This is a genomic window from Phyllobacterium zundukense, from assembly GCF_025452195.1.
Lineage (GTDB): Bacteria > Pseudomonadota > Alphaproteobacteria > Rhizobiales > Rhizobiaceae > Phyllobacterium > Phyllobacterium zundukense_A.
Genome location: NZ_CP104973.1, coordinates 3378233 through 3396409, shown reverse-complemented (window position 1 = coordinate 3396409; position 18177 = coordinate 3378233). Strand labels below are relative to the sequence as shown.

General features: G+C 57.5%; 17 protein-coding genes. 4 read left to right on the top strand and 13 right to left on the bottom strand.

Annotated features, from left to right (window positions below; translation table 11 throughout):
* Nucleotides 1–46: 46 nt before the first annotated feature.
* Nucleotides 47–367 carry a hypothetical protein gene (locus N8E88_RS29010; protein WP_112530852.1) on the bottom strand — a complete coding sequence of 107 codons (321 nt, stop codon included), beginning with the start codon at nucleotides 365–367 and terminating at the stop codon, nucleotides 47–49.
* A gap of 206 nt (nucleotides 368–573) precedes the next feature.
* Between N8E88_RS29010 and N8E88_RS29005 the strand changes: the two genes are divergently transcribed.
* A complete protein-coding gene (locus N8E88_RS29005) occupies nucleotides 574–2742 on the top strand; it encodes a mechanosensitive ion channel family protein (protein ID WP_262293550.1) in 2169 nt (722 codons plus the stop codon).
* Between the two features lie 2 nt (nucleotides 2743–2744).
* Here N8E88_RS29005 and N8E88_RS29000 read toward each other — a convergent pair whose 3' ends face one another.
* The 5 genes from N8E88_RS29000 to N8E88_RS28980 all read right to left on the bottom strand — a co-directional run bounded on the left by N8E88_RS29000 (nucleotide 2745) and on the right by N8E88_RS28980 (nucleotide 7727).
* Nucleotides 2745–2936 carry a zinc ribbon-containing protein gene (locus tag N8E88_RS29000; RefSeq protein WP_262293549.1) on the bottom strand — a complete coding sequence of 64 codons (192 nt, stop codon included), beginning with the start codon at nucleotides 2934–2936 and terminating at the stop codon, nucleotides 2745–2747.
* Between the two features lie 294 nt (nucleotides 2937–3230).
* Complete coding sequence (locus N8E88_RS28995; RefSeq protein ID WP_262293548.1) at nucleotides 3231–4472, bottom strand: O-antigen ligase family protein; 1242 nt, start codon at nucleotides 4470–4472, stop codon at nucleotides 3231–3233.
* Nucleotides 4469–6010: an undecaprenyl-phosphate glucose phosphotransferase gene (locus N8E88_RS28990; protein WP_262293547.1), complete on the bottom strand. Its 1542-nt coding sequence runs from the start codon at nucleotides 6008–6010 to the stop codon at nucleotides 4469–4471. Before N8E88_RS28990 ends, N8E88_RS28995 begins: the two co-directional genes overlap by 4 nt.
* Before the next feature lie 65 nt (nucleotides 6011–6075).
* Entirely contained in the window at nucleotides 6076–7197 is a 1122-nt protein-coding gene (locus N8E88_RS28985; protein WP_262293546.1) for a glycosyltransferase family 4 protein, read from the bottom strand.
* 8 nt (nucleotides 7198–7205) lie between these two features.
* Nucleotides 7206–7727: a polysaccharide biosynthesis/export family protein gene (locus N8E88_RS28980; RefSeq protein WP_162701976.1), complete on the bottom strand. Its 522-nt coding sequence runs from the start codon at nucleotides 7725–7727 to the stop codon at nucleotides 7206–7208.
* A 270-nt stretch (nucleotides 7728–7997) separates the two neighbouring features.
* Between N8E88_RS28980 and N8E88_RS28975 the strand changes: the two genes are divergently transcribed.
* Entirely contained in the window at nucleotides 7998–10205 is a 2208-nt protein-coding gene (locus tag N8E88_RS28975) for a GumC family protein (RefSeq protein WP_262293545.1), read from the top strand.
* Here the strand turns inward: N8E88_RS28975 and N8E88_RS28970 are convergent.
* Complete coding sequence (locus N8E88_RS28970) at nucleotides 10202–11329, bottom strand: GNAT family N-acetyltransferase (RefSeq protein ID WP_262293544.1); 1128 nt, start codon at nucleotides 11327–11329, stop codon at nucleotides 10202–10204. The two genes, N8E88_RS28975 and N8E88_RS28970, sit on opposite strands and share 4 nt — an antisense overlap.
* A 168-nt stretch (nucleotides 11330–11497) precedes the next feature.
* Between N8E88_RS28970 and N8E88_RS28965 the strand changes: the two genes are divergently transcribed.
* Nucleotides 11498–12514: a polysaccharide deacetylase family protein gene (locus N8E88_RS28965; protein WP_262293543.1), complete on the top strand. Its 1017-nt coding sequence runs from the start codon at nucleotides 11498–11500 to the stop codon at nucleotides 12512–12514.
* Nucleotides 12515–12820: 306 nt separating this feature from the next.
* On the opposite strand, the gene N8E88_RS28960 is transcribed toward N8E88_RS28965, so the two are convergent.
* Nucleotides 12821–13036: a DUF2842 domain-containing protein gene (locus N8E88_RS28960; RefSeq protein ID WP_262293542.1), complete on the bottom strand. Its 216-nt coding sequence runs from the start codon at nucleotides 13034–13036 to the stop codon at nucleotides 12821–12823.
* Nucleotides 13037–13203: 167 nt separating this feature from the next.
* Here N8E88_RS28960 and N8E88_RS28955 point away from each other — a divergent pair, with 167 nt between their 5' ends.
* Nucleotides 13204–14301, top strand: coding sequence for a COX15/CtaA family protein (locus N8E88_RS28955; protein ID WP_262293541.1), 1098 nt, complete (start codon nucleotides 13204–13206; stop codon nucleotides 14299–14301).
* Here N8E88_RS28955 and N8E88_RS28950 read toward each other — a convergent pair.
* The 5 genes from N8E88_RS28950 to speB all read right to left on the bottom strand — a co-directional run bounded on the left by N8E88_RS28950 (nucleotide 14298) and on the right by speB (nucleotide 17966).
* Nucleotides 14298–14687: a type II toxin-antitoxin system VapC family toxin gene (locus tag N8E88_RS28950; protein WP_262293540.1), complete on the bottom strand. Its 390-nt coding sequence runs from the start codon at nucleotides 14685–14687 to the stop codon at nucleotides 14298–14300. The genes N8E88_RS28955 and N8E88_RS28950 overlap by 4 nt on opposite strands.
* Entirely contained in the window at nucleotides 14687–14926 is a 240-nt protein-coding gene (locus tag N8E88_RS28945) for a type II toxin-antitoxin system Phd/YefM family antitoxin (protein WP_262293539.1), read from the bottom strand. The genes N8E88_RS28950 and N8E88_RS28945 overlap by 1 nt, the downstream gene beginning before the upstream one ends.
* A gap of 72 nt (nucleotides 14927–14998) precedes the next feature.
* A complete protein-coding gene (locus N8E88_RS28940) occupies nucleotides 14999–15850 on the bottom strand; it encodes an aminoglycoside phosphotransferase family protein (RefSeq protein WP_262293538.1) in 852 nt (283 codons plus the stop codon).
* The gene (argC, locus tag N8E88_RS28935) at nucleotides 15843–16778 is read right to left on the bottom strand and encodes an N-acetyl-gamma-glutamyl-phosphate reductase (RefSeq protein ID WP_262293537.1); all 936 of its coding nucleotides are present in this window, start codon (nucleotides 16776–16778) and stop codon (nucleotides 15843–15845) included. The genes N8E88_RS28940 and argC overlap by 8 nt, the downstream gene beginning before the upstream one ends.
* A gap of 231 nt (nucleotides 16779–17009) precedes the next feature.
* The gene (gene speB / locus N8E88_RS28930; protein ID WP_262293536.1) at nucleotides 17010–17966 is read right to left on the bottom strand and encodes an agmatinase; all 957 of its coding nucleotides are present in this window, start codon (nucleotides 17964–17966) and stop codon (nucleotides 17010–17012) included.
* Nucleotides 17967–18177: the final 211 nt, after the last annotated feature.

The following is an 18177-nucleotide window of genomic DNA, read 5'->3' as shown; positions in this document are numbered from 1 at the left end:
AAAACCGAAACACTCTAAACAGCGCATCCGGTTTGATGTTTTTCGATCAATCGTGCTTCGAAGCGAGTTCCGCGGCCACTTCCAGCACCTGATCTTCCCGGATGCCGACCGTGAAGTCCTCGATATCGTCGATCGTCTCGCCGTCGGGAATGCGGATGGGATTGTGCGTGCCGACGAGGACAGTCTTTATCCGCCGCGGCAGCGCCGGGAGCAAAAATCTTTTGACGCATTCGATCAGAACGGCCCGCTTGTCCGGCGCGAGCTTTCCGAGTTTTTCCCGCAAGAGGTGACCGAACATATTGCCGTCTGCGAAGCCGAACGGGCTCGCGAGGTCAAAAGCATGCAACCTGTATTCGATCCGGGTCATGACGGTTCCTCGTGTTGGCACATCTTATATGTAAACCCATCCGGTTGGCAGCAATAGGGCGGGGTAGCCGGGACACCACTTATTTTGGCGGAACTGGTAAATAGAGCCGGCACCATTATTCCGGCGCACGCAATGCTGTACTATTCATGAGACAGGCCATTGTTTTGCGTTCATAATATACCAAAACGTCTGTCCGGGGCAAACGCATGAGTACTGTAGTAGTGTTTCAAGCCATGACCGCCAAAATGCGCATCGTGTTCGCATTGAGCTGTGTTGCTTTCCTGAGCCTTGCCGGAGTTTCGCAGGCGCAGACGGTGGCGACAGAGCCGCCACCCAAAAAGGTCGAAGAGCTGCTGAAGCTGCTGGATGATCCCGAAATCAAAGCATGGATCGCCGCCAAGGGGGCACCACCGCCTGCGGCGGCGGAAGAGGTTTCCGTTGCGCCATCGGCAAGCGACTTCATGCAATGGTCGAACGCCATCCGGGCACACTTGCGCGGCCTCGTACAGGCCATTCCGGCCGTTCCCGGCGAGTTTGCCGGGGCGCGCTCGACGATCATGACGGAAATCAACGGCCGACGTCCGGGAGCGGTCCTGGTGCTCTTCGCTGCGTTTGCTGCGCTCGGTTTCGGCGCCGAATTTGTCTTCCGGCGTATTCTCGGCCGCGCGCGCCGGAAAATGGCGGTGCCGGCCGCAACTGAGGCAGATACGCCCAAACGGCATCACGTAATCGGCCGATCGATTTTCGCCGCTATGGCACCGCTGGTGGTCTTTGCTTTGGCCAGTATCGGTGCGTTCCACGCATTTACGTGGCCGCCCCTCCTGGCCATGCTTGTCCTTCCGATGCTGGTCGCGCTGATTGCCTGGCGCGTGATCATGCGGTTGGCGGCCATTTCGCTCGGAATCGACCGCAAAACGGCTGATGGCGGCGAGATTCCGGCGCGTCTCATTCCGATGGATGATGTGCAGGCCGCGTTCTGGTATCGCCGCGTTGCCTTGTTCACCGGCATCTTTTTCACAGGTTGGGCGGCAGCCGGCATGATGACCGCGCTCAATTTTACACCCAACGTCAGGAGCCTGATCGTCTACGCACTCGGCCTTGGCCTGTTGGCGGTGGCGCTGGAAGCCGTCTGGAACCGGCCGGAAGCCCCCGTTGCGTCCCGGGCCTACCGCGCCAAGGAGTGGCTGCTCACGCTCTATCTATGCGTACTTTGGTCATTATGGGTTGCCGGCATGAGCCTGGCTTTCTGGATCGGCGTCTATGCCATCATCTTGCCTCCTATTTTGAGGACGACCAGCACAATCGTGAAGTCCTTCTTCGCCGGCCCCGATGATGCGCCAAAAGCCAGGAACCCGGTCCTTGAAGTCCTTCTGGAGCGGGGAGCAAGGGTGATCATCATCATACTTGCAGTCGCCTGGCTCGGCGCGGTCATTCGTTTTCGCACAATCGGTTTGATGGAGGACGAGGCCGCGAGCCGCATGATTCGCGGCGTGCTGGGCGGCGTGGTGATCCTGCTCGCCGCAGATCTGATCTGGCATATGCTCAAAGGTCTCATCAACGGTCGTATTGAACGAGCCCGGATCGAAGGCGGCGATGAAGCTGCACTGGCCCGCAGCGGGCGGCTTATGACCTTGCTGCCGATTCTGCGCAATTTTCTTGCTGTGCTCATCGCTGCGGTTGCCGTGATGATGGTCCTGTCCGGTCTTGGCGTGGCAATCGGCCCGTTGATCGCGGGCGCCGGCATTTTCGGCGTCGCCATCGGCTTCGGCTCGCAGGCTCTGGTCAGGGACATCATCAGCGGCATCTTCTACATGACCGACGACGCCTTTCGGGTGGGAGAATATATCCAGAGCGGCAGCTACAAGGGCACAGTCGAATCCTTCAGTATCCGTTCCGTGAAATTGCGGCACCATCGCGGTCCGATCTTCACCGTGCCATTCGGCACGTTGGGTGCCGTGCAGAACATGAGCCGTGACTGGGTCATCGACAAATTCCTCATTTCGGTCAGCTACGACACAGATATCGCCAAGGTCAAAAAGCTGGTGAAAGCGGTCGGCGCCGAACTGCTGCAGGATCCGGAATTCGGCCCGCAGATCATCGAGACCGTCAAGATGAAGGGCGTCGAGGCTTTCGGCGACTACGGTATCAATCTGAGCTTCGCCATGATGACAAAACCGGGGCATCAGTCCACGATCCGCCGCCGCGCCTATGCCATGATCAGGGAAGCGTTCGGAGCCAATGGCATCGGCTTTGCGTCACCGACAGTACAAGTTGCCGGCAATGAGGATCATACGGCAAATGTCGCCGCGGCAGCCACAAACGACGCGATAGCACGCAAGAAGGCTGCCGAAGCCGCAAAGCTGCAGGAGAATTGAGTTCAGAGCTGGGTCTTCGCGCGGCTCTTGCGCCGTATGAGAACTGCCTTTACCGCAAACCTCGCCATGGATTCCATATCCCGATTGCCGATGATGAAAGCGGCGCGCACGAAACGTGCCAGCGTATTGATTTCGTCGTCTGACAAGTCTTGGCCATTCAGCTGCCGGACGGCCGAATCAAGGGAGCGCTGCATCAGCTGGGCATCAGCGTTCGAATAGATTTTACTGTTGCTTCTAAACAATACCAATTGGTACACCCATCATGCTTTGGTCAATTCTTTCTTCCATCGAGAGTTGGCAAACGACCTCATGCACGGCTCTTCATGTATGGCCACGTATTTTACCTTGATACGAACTACATCAATAAGTTGTGATAAAAGTGTTACACAATTTTTGGTTATATTATGTATTCCAGCATACAATTTGTATTGCAATAAATCAAACAAGATCATGCGCTTAGTTTGAGAAAACAAGAAAACACGCATGAATCACCCAGTGTTCCTCTGATAGCGTGCCTCCAATGCGGCACAGCCCCAGACGATGCCGACGAGCAGCCAGAAATGCCGCCAATGGTCGGTGTCGATGATATTACCGATGGCTACATGCGCTACATAAACAAGATAGGCGCAGAGCAGAAAGGGTTGCCAGGGACGCTCGCGAAACAGGATGCGCAGGCCGAGGCCCAGTGTCAGCATGGTGAGCGTCAGATAGCTGATAAATCCGATCCAGCCATAGTCCAGCGCCGCCTTCAGCCAGATATTATGCGTATCCTCGCCGAAGATCGGACCAAACTCCAGCGGGCCTATGCCGAGGGGATGATCGATCGACATGAGCATCCCGTACCAGTGACGGGCAAAGCGTCCGAATTGCGCATTGTCATAATCTTGCACCAGCTGCGCTCGCGCCGTGAAAAGGTCGGCAACGCTCGGGATTTGCAGCGCGACGACCACAGCGAGCAGGACAAACACGACAGCCAGGCCCGCAAGCAGGGTGATCCTCATCCGGAACAGCGGATCGGGGTTTCTGATGAACAGAAGCAATGCCAGGCCGGCAATGATCAGTGCGGCCATTCCCCAGGCCGCACGGGAGAAAGACAGGAAGATGCCAAGCGTCAGGATGAGGATCGGGATCAGGCGCAACGGCAGTGCTCGAAGGTTGCCTACCAGGACGCCATGCACCAGCCAGGCGAGTGGCAGCATGAGAAAAGGACCGAAAACATTCGGGTCCTGGAAAGCACCCATTGCACGGCCATAGCGCGTGAACAGTTCTGCTCCGGGAAAGGCATCGAAATAACCAAGGATACCGAGCAATGATGTGCCGATCGCGGCGAGGATATAGGCCTTGAAGATGACACGCAGGACGCGATGGTCGGCATCGATGATCGCTGCGAAGAAAACCGCCGTAAAGCCGAGAAAAAGCGAAACGGCGATGTACATCGGCGCCGCCTTGAGGTCGGGCATTTGCGCCAGGGAGACAAGGCCGCCGAGATTGAAGACCACCAGAATGGCGAGGAGGGCGGCGACCGTGCGCGACAATCTCAGACCGAACAGGGCCCAGACGGCGATGAGACCTGCCATGTAGAGCTCGTAGGGCGCTGGTTCATCGATGACGAAGCCGCTGAGGAACACCCCGAAGCCCACGGCAAAAGTCGAAATCAACCTGATCAGAGCGCGGTTTTTTGCGGCGTTGTCGACGCCGGTCTGCCGGTTCTGATCGATTGCCGCGCTCAATAGGCATTATCCGTGTTGAGAAGTCGCACGGGGGTCAGGAACAGGATCTTCAGATCGAACCACAGCGACCAGTTCTCGATGTAGTAAAGATCGAATTCCGTGCGCATCTTGATCTTGTCGTCCGTGTCGACTTCGCCGCGCCAGCCATTGATCTGTGCCCAGCCCGTCACGCCGGGCTTGACCCGATGCCGTGCGAAATAACCGTCGACAACGTCGTTATAGAGCAGATTGCGCGTATGCGCGGCGATGGCGTGCGGCCGGGGTCCGACGAGCGAAAGCGTTCCCATCAATGAATTGAAGAACTGCGGCAGTTCGTCGATCGAAGTCTTGCGAATGAAGCGGCCGACGCGGGTCACGCGCGGGTCGTTCTTGACCACGGCATTGCGCGCCGTCGGGTCGCACATCTCGGTGAACATGGAGCGGAACTTCCAGACTTCGATGACCTCGTTGTTGAAGCCATGCCGGAGCTGCTTGAAGATCACCGGCCCCTTGCTTTCAAGCTTGATGGCAATGGCAGTCGCCAGAATAACCGGACTGAAGACGATCAGGCCGAAGACGCTGAAGAAGATGTCGAAGGCACGTTTAGCCACCGAATCCCAGTCGTTGATCGGCTTGTCGAACAAGTCGATCATGGCGACGGACCCGATATAGGAATAGGCACGCGGCCGGAACTGCAGATGGTTGTTGTGCGCCGACAGGCGGATATCGACGGGCAGAACCCAGAGCTTCTTCAAAAGTGACAGCACCCGCGCTTCCGCGGTGATGGGCAGGGAGACGATCAGCATATCGATTTGGGCGATACGCGCGAACTCGATCAATTCGGAAATATTACCGAGCTTCGGATAACCGGCGACGATCGGCGGTGACCGCTTGGCATCGCGATCGTCAAAAACGCCGCAAATACGAATGTCGTTATAGGGCTGCTGTTCGATCGACCGGATGAGGTCTTCCGCCGGCTTGCCACCGCCAACGATAACCGCGCGCCGTTCCATCTTGCCGTTGCGGGCCCAGCCTCGGATCAAGCGCGACATGACTATGCGGAATACGAGGAAAAGGATCAGTCCCGACCCGTACCAGGTGCCAAACCACACTCGCGAATAGTCTTCCGAGGTCTTGAGGAAAAACGCCGCCAGCGACATCATCGCGAAAGCGCCGGACCAGACGAGGATGAGTTTTCCGAACTTGCTGAAGGGGTCGCGCATGACGGCAAGCTGGTAACTGTCGGTGAGCTCCAGAAGCACGACCGTGACCACTGCCGTGGCGAGGATCGCAAGGGAATATTGCGCCAAGGTAGAGGCGGATGGGCCGACATAGATAATGAAGACGGCAATGCCCGCCAGCACAATGATCAGGAATTCGATGATCCGCATGATGCCGCTGATCATCACTGGCGAATTGGTGTCCTTGGCATATTGCGAGGCGATCTGATAGGCGACCGGGCTCAGCACCGGCTTCTCGCCGGAAGTGCGCGGCGTGTCGGGCGTAAGGTTGCGAACAACCTCGCGCGAAAGCTTCGATTCCGCTTTTCTGTCTGTCATGATTCACCTGAAAGCCCGAATTGCCTGTCATTAGCACATATGCGCTAAGAAAGGCTTGAGGAATCTCAGCGATCTAGCGCTGCGAAATACTCGGTTTCCAGCCGCGTAGCCATTGCCTCGACGCCGAACTTTTGCCTGAGCGCTTCGATACCTGGAAGCGTCTGCCTGTAACGTGCGATATCGCTGATGACATAGGTCATTTTGCTAGCCAGATCATTGGCCTCCGGCTGCACCAGGGCAGGGGAATCATCGCCAAGGATTTCCGGAATGCCACCGACGCGACTGGCAATAACCGGCATCCCTGCAGCGAGAGCCTCGATCACGATATAGGGTAGGGCTTCGGCGCGGGAAGGAATTACGACCACCTTGGCCAGCCTGAATGCGTCATGCGCCTTCATCGGCATGAGAAAACGAATATTTGCACCGGCTTGTCTGACGAGGCTCGCTCGATCCTTGCCGTCTCCAACCATGACTGCCGTCAGATTCTGGCCGCTTTGGCTGTTCGCTTTCGCAAGGGCGTCGATAAAGATATCGGGTCCCTTCAATACGCGCATCTCGCCGATAAATAGAAAATCGGCGGCGTCGTGCAATGTCACGACCGGTTCGAATTCACTGTCTGCCAGGCCGTTATAGATCAGCGCGAAGTCGCACCGCGGCTCGCCGACTTTCTTCGTGTAAACGTTCTGTTCGAATGCGGAGACGAAAATGATCCTGTCGGTCATCTTCTCCATCGCGCGTTCGACCTGGAAGATCACGCGGCCCTGCAGGCTGTTGGGATCGTAGTGCAGGCTGCCGCCATGCGGAGAATAAAACCGGGCAACGCGTGAACCGGATACCCGCAACCACGAGCCGAAGAGCCGCGCATAGGTGCCGCCCTTGGCACCATGCCCGTGCAGGACATCCGGCTGCAATTTCTTGATGATCCTGTATGTCCGCAGCGCCGCCATCGCATCGCCCGGCCCGATCTGGCGCTGCATGGCAATGCGTTTGAGACCGAGCTCAAGCCTGTCGCGCAGCCCTGCAAGCAATGCTTCTTCGAAGTCACCGCCTGTCGATGCGTCACAGATCACACCGACCTTGTGACCGGCCTTGACCTGCGCTTCGATGAGATCGCGTACGTGGCGAAATATCCCGCCAACAGGCGCACGAAAACAGTGAACGATGCGAAGGGATGGTTTGTCGGCCATTCCCGTGATCAGAAAAACCGCTCGCGCACATAGATCGTGTCGCCGGGCAGCACCTGATCGGAAATGGTGACGCGGCCCGTCAGGCTTTCGCCGTTGAACTGGCGCGTGATATCGACGTCGTTCTGTTGGGCGCGCGGGGTAAAGCCGCCAGCCGCGGCAATGGCTTTCTGCGCCGTCATGCCCGGAACGTAGGAGTATTGCCCGGCCGCACCGACTTCACCCATGATGAAGACCGGTCGGTAGCGATCGATTTCGACTGCGACGTCCGGATCGCGCAGATAACCTTTGCGCAGCTTGGCAGCGACTTCTTTTTCGATCTGCTGGATGGTCTTGCCACGGGCAGGGACGCTGCCAATCAGCGGGACGGAGATATATCCCGCCTGATCGACGCTATATGTGTTGGTAATGCCTTCCTGCTCGAAAACGGTCAGCCGGATGCGGTCGCCCGCGTCCAGCATGTAAGGCTTGTTGATTGCTTCGTTGAACGCTGCCGGGGCCGGGCGGTAACTGGCACATCCACCCAGCGTCATGGAAACAACGCCAATGGCCACCAGAAAGATCTGCTTGCTGAACACGTCACGAACCCTAACAAACGTTGCGGAGAAGTTTTCTCGATTCTGTGCGGCGATTATCAGTTCATTAGGGTTAATGGCTGGTAAAGTTTAGCGGTGACAGGCAGGTAACTGCACGCTGTGGTTGAATACTGCAACTTCTTAACTCGCTGGTTACCATGCATCTTTACCATTATGGTGATCGTATTGGAGTGTTCTGGAATGCCCGCGAGCTCTGTCGGAAACGATGTGGACATTGATATAGGCGCGTTGTTTGCCAGCCTGTGGCGCAACAAGCTGCGAATACTCGTCGGGTCGCTGCTTTTGACGGCGCTTGCATTCCTGCTCATGTCATTGGTTTCGCCAAAATATCGAGCCGAGACCCGCATCCTCATCGAAACGGGGGAATCGGTTTTCACCCGTCCGGCAAACCAGCAGGCGGATGACCGGCCGGTGCTAGATCCGGAGGGCATCAAGAGCCAGGTCGAACTCATAGGTTCGTCCGATCTGCTGAAACGCGTTATCGTCAAGCTCGACCTCGCGAAGAACCCCGAACTTTCCGCTGGCGCAGAACCATCGGCGCTGTCGCGTCTGTTTGGCGCTGTCGGTATCGGCAACAATCCGGATGCAGAGACACGCGACGACTATATTCTCCAGTCGGTACGGGATCGCTTGCTCGTTTATAATGTCGCGACTTCGCGCGTTATTGTCATTCAGTTCTCCTCCAAGGATCCAGCGCTTGCCGCATCGGTTGCCAACGCCATCGCGGACGAATATGTCGCCACGCAGCAATCGGCGAAATCCCGGGCCAATACCGATGCTGCCGGCTGGCTGCAGCCGGAGATCGCCGATCTCAGCCAACGCGTCAAGGATGCCGAGGCGAAGGTAGCGGCGTACCGCAGTTCCTCGGACCTTTTGATCGGCCAGAACAATGCTGTTCTCGCCACCCAGCAGCTTTCGGAACTCTCCACGGAACTGTCGCGTGTACGGGCAAACAGGGCCGCAAGCGAGGCAAGCGCCCAGAGTGTCCGCGCTGCGCTGGCCAAGGGAGCGCCTGTCGAAACACTGCCCGCTGTCATGGCATCGCCCCTGATCCAGCGCCTGCGCGAGCGTCAGGTACAGCTCAACAACGATATCGCCGATCTTTCGGCATCCCTGCTCAGTGGCCATCCTCGCATCCGTGCGCTGCGTTCGCAGCTTGCCGATCTCAACAACCAGATACGTCTCGAGGCGCGCAAGGTTCTGGGCAGCCTCGAAGCCGAAGCGGAAACCGCGCGTTTGCGTGAGAGCCAATTGACGAGCTCGCTCAATGAGTTGAAGGAGCAATCTTCAAAAGCGGGCGAAGAAGAGGTGGAGTTGCGCGCACTGGAGCGAGAAGCCACCGCCCAGCGGCAATTGCTCGAATCATACCTGACCCGCTATCGCGAAGCTTCGTCCCGCACGGATCGCGGCTATCTGCCGGCAGATGCGCGCATCTTCTCCCGCGCCGACCGGCCGATCGAGCCGTATTTCCCGAAAAAAATCCCGATGACAATTGCCGCATTTGTTGCATCGCTGCTGCTACTCAGCATCATCACTTTGCTGCGGGCCCTGTTCAGCGGGCAAGCGCTTCGTCCGGCCAGTCCACAGCCAGTCGTCACGCAAGAAATAGCACCCCCGGTGGCCGTTCGCAGTATCCCTGAACCGGTTCAGCCTGTTGTCGAACCTGCTCGGCCAATGGCAGAACCCATTGCGCCCCTTGCCATTGACATCCGTGAAATGCCGGAAGAGCCGGCGGTTTCCGAAGCGAAAGCGCAACTGGCCGAAATGGATACACCCATCGCAGCGGCTCCAGCGGACGCGCCGGCAATCCCCACCGATCATTCAGGCATTGCGAATGTCGCGACACGTTTGATGGCGAGTGGCGCAGCGCGTGCCGTCGTGGTCTCGCCGGAAGGCGACGAAGCCTCGGCCTTGACCATCCTGCTCGTGCGCGAATTGGCCGACCGAGGCGTGCGGGTCATCCTCGTCGACATGACAGGATCGGGTGAAATCGGCCGTTCCATGCTGGATGACAAGAACCTTCCTGGCATCACCAATCTTCTGGTTTCGGAAAAGCACTTCAGCGACGTCATCCATCCGGATCACTATTCGCAAGCCGAGATCATCCCGCTCGGCAATCACGATCCTGCGAAAGCCATGCAGTCCGTTGGCCGTTTGCCGATGATCCTCAATGCCTTGCAGTCGGCCTATGATCTTGTTGTTGTCGATGCAGGTCCGGCGACTGTTGTCGAGCTGAAGCATTTGCTTGCCGACGGAACGGAACTGATTCTCGGCGTTGTCGACCCTGACGACCCCGACGTAGCCGCGACAGCCAAGGCTGTTTACGACGCGAAGCTGCTTGAGCCCGAATTGCTGACGCCCTTCGAAAAAGAGCATCTGCGTCTCGATTCTGGCCGGATTGTACGCTCGGCCTAACGTTTTCCGAAAAGGCGCGAACGGGCCTTTTTCACGGCCGCCCAGACGGTTTCGTTTTTCTTGATACGGCGCACGAGCTTGCCGCGCGCACCGAGATATCCTGCAAACATTCGCCCCTTCGCCGTAAGGCTGACGTCGGTGTCATAGCTCGGCATCTCGAGATCGGACCAGCTGCGCTTGTAGGGTTCGTCGCCAATGCCAAAACTGTAAACGGCGAGATCCGTCTTGCAACTGTCCTGAATGTCTTCGAAAAACAGGAACTCGCCGGGGCTGGCGCTGACCAGTTCATCCTCTGTGATACCGATGAAATCGATGAACGTCTGCTGTCTCGCATAAGACTTCCCGAGAACCGCGCGATAATGCCCACCCGCTTCAAGCGCTTTGAGCTGAAAGCGCGGCGTTGCCGATTGAACTTCGTGGGCGAACAGCTGCTGGAAGAATTGCATGGTTCCCGCCGGTTCATAGGTGTTCTTGATGCCGGCCTTGGCGAGCCGCGCTGCCTTGCACTCGAAATAGTTGTTGAGCATCGCGTTGGTCTCGACGGGAGTCGTCGCCGTCACGATGCGATATCCGCCGGCCTCCTCGAACCGCCGCGTGTTCTGACGATGCTTCTTCTTCTTGCGTTTGGCATTGTGACGTCCCACCACCGTTTCAAAATCCCGGTCCAACATAATTCCCAGGCTGATATTGGCATTCTCGCGACTTTGCAGCTCCATCAGCGGATTTGCCTTGCCGTCGAGCTCACCCAATTGCCGTACGAGCGAGACAAGATCGATATCCGGCCGGGTTTTATGCAATGCTTTGAATAAAGTGGTGAGATCTGCCGCTGTAATTTGAGCATCAGCCGCCAGCGCCGGAAAGTTGCAATTGGCGTGCGGCCCGCCGGGAAACGCGGCAATCCGGACGGGACCCCTTTTCACAACCTCCAACGGCAGAAGGAAAATCGGCCTTTCAGCTTCAAAGAGCGCCGCGACAAGACAGTCTGCATTGACGCATGACTGCCAGAATGAAAACCAGTTGGCGGTTTGTGCTGGACCGGCAAGAAAATCCTCGCCCAGTTCGTTCCACAATGCTTTGGCTTCAAGCGGTGCAATTATTTTTGCTTGTCGTGAAGTGATCGACATTCTTGCGTTCCATTGGAGGAGATGCGAAAGGCGGCGAGGTTTTGTTGATCAACCATATATAAACGTTTAAGTCGCAAGAGTTGATGAACAGAATCCCTTCGATATCTTCAAATAACGCGAATTGGTGAAGGAATGGTCCACGCGGCTGACTTGATACGAAAAGCCGTGATGAGACTGGCTTGGCATAGCGGCTTTGCCTCAAGCACACGCGACCGCTTTGGCGGGCTCGGTTCCATCATCATGCTGCACCGGGTCCGTCCGGATTGTATCAGCCCGCTCGGCGTCACCCGTTCACTGGCGATCACGCCCGCCTTTCTCGATCAAATCATCGTGTCGCTGAAATCCGAAGGCACGGAAATCGTCTCCATGGACGAGATGGCCGAGCGCGTCAAAGCTGGATTGCCGGGCAAACGGCGCTTTGTCGCCATCACGCTCGACGACGGCTATAACGACAACCTCAATCACGCCTATCCGGTTTTCCAGAAACACAATGCGCCGTTCACGATATATGCGGCGCCTGGCCTGATCGAAGGCGCTGCGGTACTTTGGTGGGAGATCGCCGAAAAACTCATTGCCAAGGCAGATTCCATAAGGATCCCCGGCGGACCGGAATGGCGTTGCGGGACTCTGTTTCAAAAACGCGCAACCTTTCATTCCTTGATGCGCTATTTTTCGTTCACGCTGACCGAGCTGGAGCAATTGCCGGTCCTTCGTGAAATGTGCGCGCAACAGGGCATGATCTGCGGCGTGCCCGCCAATCAGGACGTGATGAACTGGAAGGAAATGCGCCAGATCGCGGGCGATCCGCTATGCACGATCGGCGCGCATACGATCCATCACTACAATTTGAAGAAATTGACGCCAGAAATGGTCGCGCAGGAGATGCGCCTGTCCGCCGATATGCTGGAAGCAGAGCTCGGCAAGCGGCCCGCCCATTTCGCCTATCCCTACGGCTCTTCAAAAGCCGCGGGACGACGCGAAGCCACGATAGCCGCGGCGGAAGGTTTTGTCTCCGCCGTCACGACACGGCACGGCACCATCCACGCTGAACACCGGGCAAATATGTGGGCGCTGCCCCGCATCTCCATCAACGGCCGCTTCCAGAAACTGGTCTACGCCAGGACGATGATGAGCGGCGTGACGACGCCGATCGCCAACGCGGGAAGGCGAGTGGTCCAGGCTTAATATTGGCTTGCCTCTCGGCTAAATCTATCAATCGACTTAACCGCCATGATGGAATTCCACCTTTCCGTAGTCCCGAATCCTCTACCTCTCCGTCATCCTCGGCTTGACCCGAGGACCCACGGCAGAGGAGCGCGAAGTTAAAAGTTTGCGCGAGGCATTCCAGTACGGTGCATTCCCAAATGACAGGCTGCTTCGTGACCTTCGTCAAGCTGGATCACGTCGAAATGGTGGATAAGTTTGGGCTCCTCAGGCGTGGGTCCTCGGGTCAAGCCCGAGGATGACGGAGAGGGAAGTGCGCTTATTCCGTCAGGCCTTCTTCTTCGGTGCCCTTTCCATCCAGCTGATGATAAACATAGCCGGTACTACCCAAAGGAATCCTGTCCCGAAGAAATAAAGCAGATGAACCCACGGGCCGGAATTGCCAAGCAGAGCGACGGCAAATATCGTTGCGACGATTGCATAGACGCAGACGAGCGTCACGAGCAGAAATGTTCCGATGAGTTTCTTCAGCCTTACAGGCATTGCGCTATCCAGTCTTACATTTTCCGGCCATCCTCTACGCGTTAAACCCATCGAGGCAAAGCAAAAAAGGTCGGCCTGACGTATAAACGCGACGGCGTGTCGCGTGAACTGCGCTTGTCATGCAACCGCTTATGCTGCACCTATCGGCGCAATAAGGAGCGTCTTGCATGGCTGCCAACACACTATCCCAGGGCATGGTCGTCTCGGTTCAGGACCGCGAAGCGCGCAACCGCAAATATATCCGCATCTGGCTTTATCTGGTGCTGATCGTTCTGGCGACCATCGTCCTTGTCGGCGGTGCAACACGCATGACCGGCTCCGGCCTTTCCATCACCGAATGGAAGCCTATCCATGGCATCATACCGCCGTTCGGCCACGATCAATGGATGGAGGAATTCGATAAATACCGGCAGATCCCGCAATATCAGCGGTTGAACAAGGGCATGAGCCTTGCGGAGTTCCAGCAGATATTCTGGTGGGAATGGGCGCACCGCTTTCTCGCGCGGGGCGTCGGCTTTCTCGTCGCCGTGCCGCTCGCCTTCTTCTGGCTCACCGGCAGGCTGGAGCGCCGGTTGAAGCCGCGCATGATCTTCATTCTGGCGCTTGGCGCTTTGCAAGGCGCAGTCGGCTGGTGGATGGTTGCTTCAGGACTCGTTGATCGCGTCGACGTCAGCCAGTACCGGCTCGCCACGCATCTCACGCTCGCCTGCATCATTTTCGCGGCGGTCATGTATGTCGCGCGCGGCCTTGCCGTCTATTCCGAAGCGCCGGCCAATCGCCGCATCCAGCGCCTTGCTGGCTGGTTCGTGCTTCTCGTCTTCATCCAGATTTATCTCGGAGCGTTGGTCGCCGGCCTTGACGCAGGCCTTTCCTACAATACCTGGCCGCTGATGGACGGGGCAGTCATTCCCGGCAACCTCTTTCCGATCCAGCCGATCTGGCACAATTTCTTCGAAAGCCCGAAGACAGTGCAATTCGTGCATCGCTGCTTTGCTTATTTCGTGCTGATCGTCGCCATCTGGCAGGCCGTATCGACAGTCCGGCAAGACCCCGGCACAACCCACGCACGGCGCGCCGTGCTTCTTGTTCTTCTGGTAACCCTGCAGGCGGCGATCGGCATCACGACGCTTTTGATGCAGGTGCCGATCGGCCTCGGCCTGCTGCATCAGTTTTTCGCCATTGTCATTCTCGGGTTTTCCGTCGCCCATTGGCGCGGCACCAAGGGCGCTTATGCGCGTGAGACAGAAGTCGTCGCTGAACGCTAAGTATCGCGCGCCCAAAGCTGGGGCACTTCTTTGTAGGTATAAATCACGCTGTCGGCGTGGACTAGGATCATTCCGTCATGCTGCGCCTGCGCTATCAGCATTCGGTCGAAGGGGTCTGGATGTGACCATGCAAGGTGCCCCGCAAGTTCGGCATGATGCGACGATATGGAAAGCGGCAAAAAGCCATTTCGCTCGATGGCTGCATGGGGAGAGCCGGAAAATCGTAACTTGCCCTTGGCACTTTTGATGGCAATTTCCCAGATCGATGCCGCGCTGATGTAGATTTGGTTGTCAGGATTGGCAATTGCGTCGCGGGTTACAGCGCCGAGTTTATCGGCGCCCTCATCCCACCAGAGAAGAACATGCGTGTCGAGCAGCAGATGCATTACAATGTGGCATCGTTGAACAGGGCTGCGATGTCCGGGTCTACTGCGTCGAAGTCTTCGGCGATATAGGAGATCCCGAGTGCATGAGCAGGCTTGCGCGGTTCCTGCTGTTTCGGTAAAGGGCCGAGCTTTGCGAGCGGGATACCATTCTTCGCAATGATGACCTCTTCGCCGGACGCAGCGCGATCCACCAAACTTGAAAGGTTGGTCTTCGCATCATAGAGATTGATCTGGTTCACAATTCTCTCCTTGACCAAGTAGACCAAAGATAGCATGAGGCACGCCGTTTGGTCAACTTGGTCAATATCGGCCTAAATTGTCTGCAGCACACGCCGGACTGCCTCCGCCACGCCAAGGCTGCGCTTCGACTCGTCGAAATTGCCGTCCTCGTCATGCCATGAGGCCGAGAGGCAGGCATGGGTCATGCCAAAGCCCAGAATGGTTTTGATATCGCGCGCGAACGCGAGTGAGAAAGTCCGCGCCATCTTCTCGATACGGCTTTCGCTCATCCGCAAATCGTCGCGATCCAGCGGGTTGTAGAACATGTTGGCGGTGTCAAACATCGGATCGCCGATCAGGCCCTTGGGATCGATCACCAGCCAGCCGCGTTTCCCGTGCAGTACATTCTCGTGGTGCAGATCGCTATGCAACGGCTGGACGTTTTGTTGATTGTTCAGGAGCATGTCTGCAACGGCCGCCGCTTCGACGAACTGGCTGTTCACCCCACGTGTCCGGTCCGTCTCAGCCTTCTTGAACAGGCTGGCGAAATGCATCCGCAACGGTATGAGTCCCGAGGGGAAGGGCCGGTTTTGCAGTTTCGACTGCATGAGGCGCAGGAACACATTGACAAAGGTCTGCGTCGCGTCGTCGTCACCATGTTCGTTGAGATGATCAAGCAGGGTGCGCGCGCCGGCATATTCAAGCAGGAGGTTATTACCCCGCTGCGCCAGCAAACGAATACAGCCATTGCCATCGTGCCAGTCCAGATAGCGCGTGCCACCCAACTCTTCCCGCACACCGAGCGGGGTCAGATGTTTGATGATTGCGGGCTCGCCATCTTCCAGCCGCACCTTGACGATCCGGCTGGTGGCGGTCTCGGCGACGAGTTCGGGGGAGGAGACTTTCCATTCCGGTGGGAAAGTCTCCGCTATTGCATCAAGCATTTCCAAGCATCAAGTCGAGATTCTGCACGGCAGCCCCGGATGCGCCCTTGCCGAGATTGTCGAGGAGGGCGACGAGATTGACCTGACCGCTGCCTTCGGTGCCAAAGACATAGAGCTTCATGATGTCCGTATCGCGCAGCTCTTCCGGATCGAGGCGCGGCAACATGGCGCTTTCGGCCAGCGGCACCACCTGCACGATGTTCTGGCCCTCATAATGGGCGCTGAGCGCTGCATGGATATCCGCCATTGACGGATTGCCGTCCAGGTCCGCGGTAAACAGCGGCACCTGCACGATCATCCCCTGCGCGAAACGACCGACGCTAGGCGAAAAGATAGGCTTGCGATCCAGATGCCCATGCACCTGCAACTCCGGCACGTGCTTGTGCTTCAGCGGCATTGCATAAAGGAAGTGGTTTGCGTCGATATGATCAGGCGCATCCGGATTTTCCATCTGCGCAATCATCTGTTTGCCACCGCCGGTATAGCCCGAGACCGCATTGACGGTAACCGGATAATCGCCGGGCAGGATGCCCGCATCGCGCAAGGGGCGAACCAGCGAAATCGCGCCGGTCGGATAACAGCCGGGATTGGCGACGAGCCGCGCATCGACGATTTTTTGGCGCTGGTCGCGATCAAGCTCGGCAAAGCCGTAGGCCCAATCCGGATGCACACGGTGCGCGGTCGAGGTGTCGATGATCTTCGTCGAGTTGTGCCCTTCGAGAATCGATACCGCTTCCTTCGACGCATCGTCGGGCAGGCAGAGGATGGCGACATCCGATTCCTTGAGAAAGTCCGCGCGCATATCTTTGTTGCGCCGCTCGGCTTCCGGAATCGAAAGCACATCGAGATCGTCGCGGCCCGCAAGCCGTGTGCGGATCTGCAGGCCGGTGGTGCCGTGTTCGCCGTCGATGAAGATTTTCGGTTTCATGGGAATGCCCTTGGAAGCTTTGAATTCAGGAGGTTATCTCAGTTTTTTCTATTGGCCTTGGCTGCTGTGCGTGGTTCGACAAGCTCACCATGAGGGAGGTTGGCTGATTGCAGGGAACTAACCTTGCAACGTTACCACCCCTCATTTGGGAGATTGGCGTTTATCTTGCAACCCACCGTTCCACCTCATGGTGAGCTTGTCGAACCACGCACAGCAGCATTGCCAAGATCATCATCGTTTTAGCTTGGCCTTCTTTTCTGCCAGAATACCCAGATAATACATCGCTATTGTGGCACCGGCGATCGCGGTCACATCGGCATGGTCATAGGCGGGCGCAACTTCAACCACGTCGGCGCCGACAATGTTCAGTTCTGTCAGATGCCGCAGCACTGAGAGTATTTTTGCCGAGGAAGGTCCGCCCGCCACCGGTGTGCCCGTGCCCGGCGCGAAGGCCGGGTCGAGGCAATCGATGTCGAAGGTCAGATACACCTTTCTGCCCGCTGTCCGCGCAATGATCTGCTTGGCTATCTCCGCCGCCGATATTTCCTCGACCTCGTAGCCATAAACGATCTTCAATCCGCAGTCGTCGGGAGCGTGGGTGCGAATACCGACTTGAATCGAATGAGCAGGGTCGATCACCCCATCGCGCGCGGCGCGGCCAACGAAGGATCCATGGTCGATGCGCTTGCCGTCATCGTACCAGGTATCCTGATGCGCATCGAACTGCACCAGCGCCACCGGACCATGCTTGGCCGCATGCGCCTTGAGGATCGGCCACGTGACGAAATGGTCGCCGCCTAGCGACAGAAGGAACGCGCCGGATTTGACGATCTTTGCGGCTTCCCGCTCGATCGTCGCGGGGGTTTTCTGGTGATTGCCGTAGTCAAGCAGGCAATCGCCATAATCGATCACAGCCAGATCGGCAAACAGATCGCGCTGGAACGGATATTGCGGATCATTGTCGAAAATCGCCGACGCTCGCCGTATCGCCTGCGGACCAAACCGCGCGCCGGGCCGGTTGGAGACTGCCGCATCGAACGGAATGCCCCAGATGACGGCCTCGGCACCGTTCAGGCTTTTCGTATAGCGCCTGCGCATGAAGGAGAGGGCGCCTGCATGGGTCGGATCAGTGGCTGCGCTGGTCAGATTGCGCGCTGTAAAGGCATGATCGATGGACTTCGATGGCATTGGATTTCTGCTCCGGGGATTCCTGCATCTTCAGCTGTGCGTGGTTCGACAAGCTCACCATGAGGGACGTCATTGGTTGCAGGAAGCAGAGATGCAACGTTGGCGACGATCGTTGCAATCAACCCAACTCCCTCATGGTGAGCTTGTCGAACCACGCACGGCGGCGAAGCTATCGCAAACTCTCGTCAGCGCAACAAAAAAGCGGACCCGA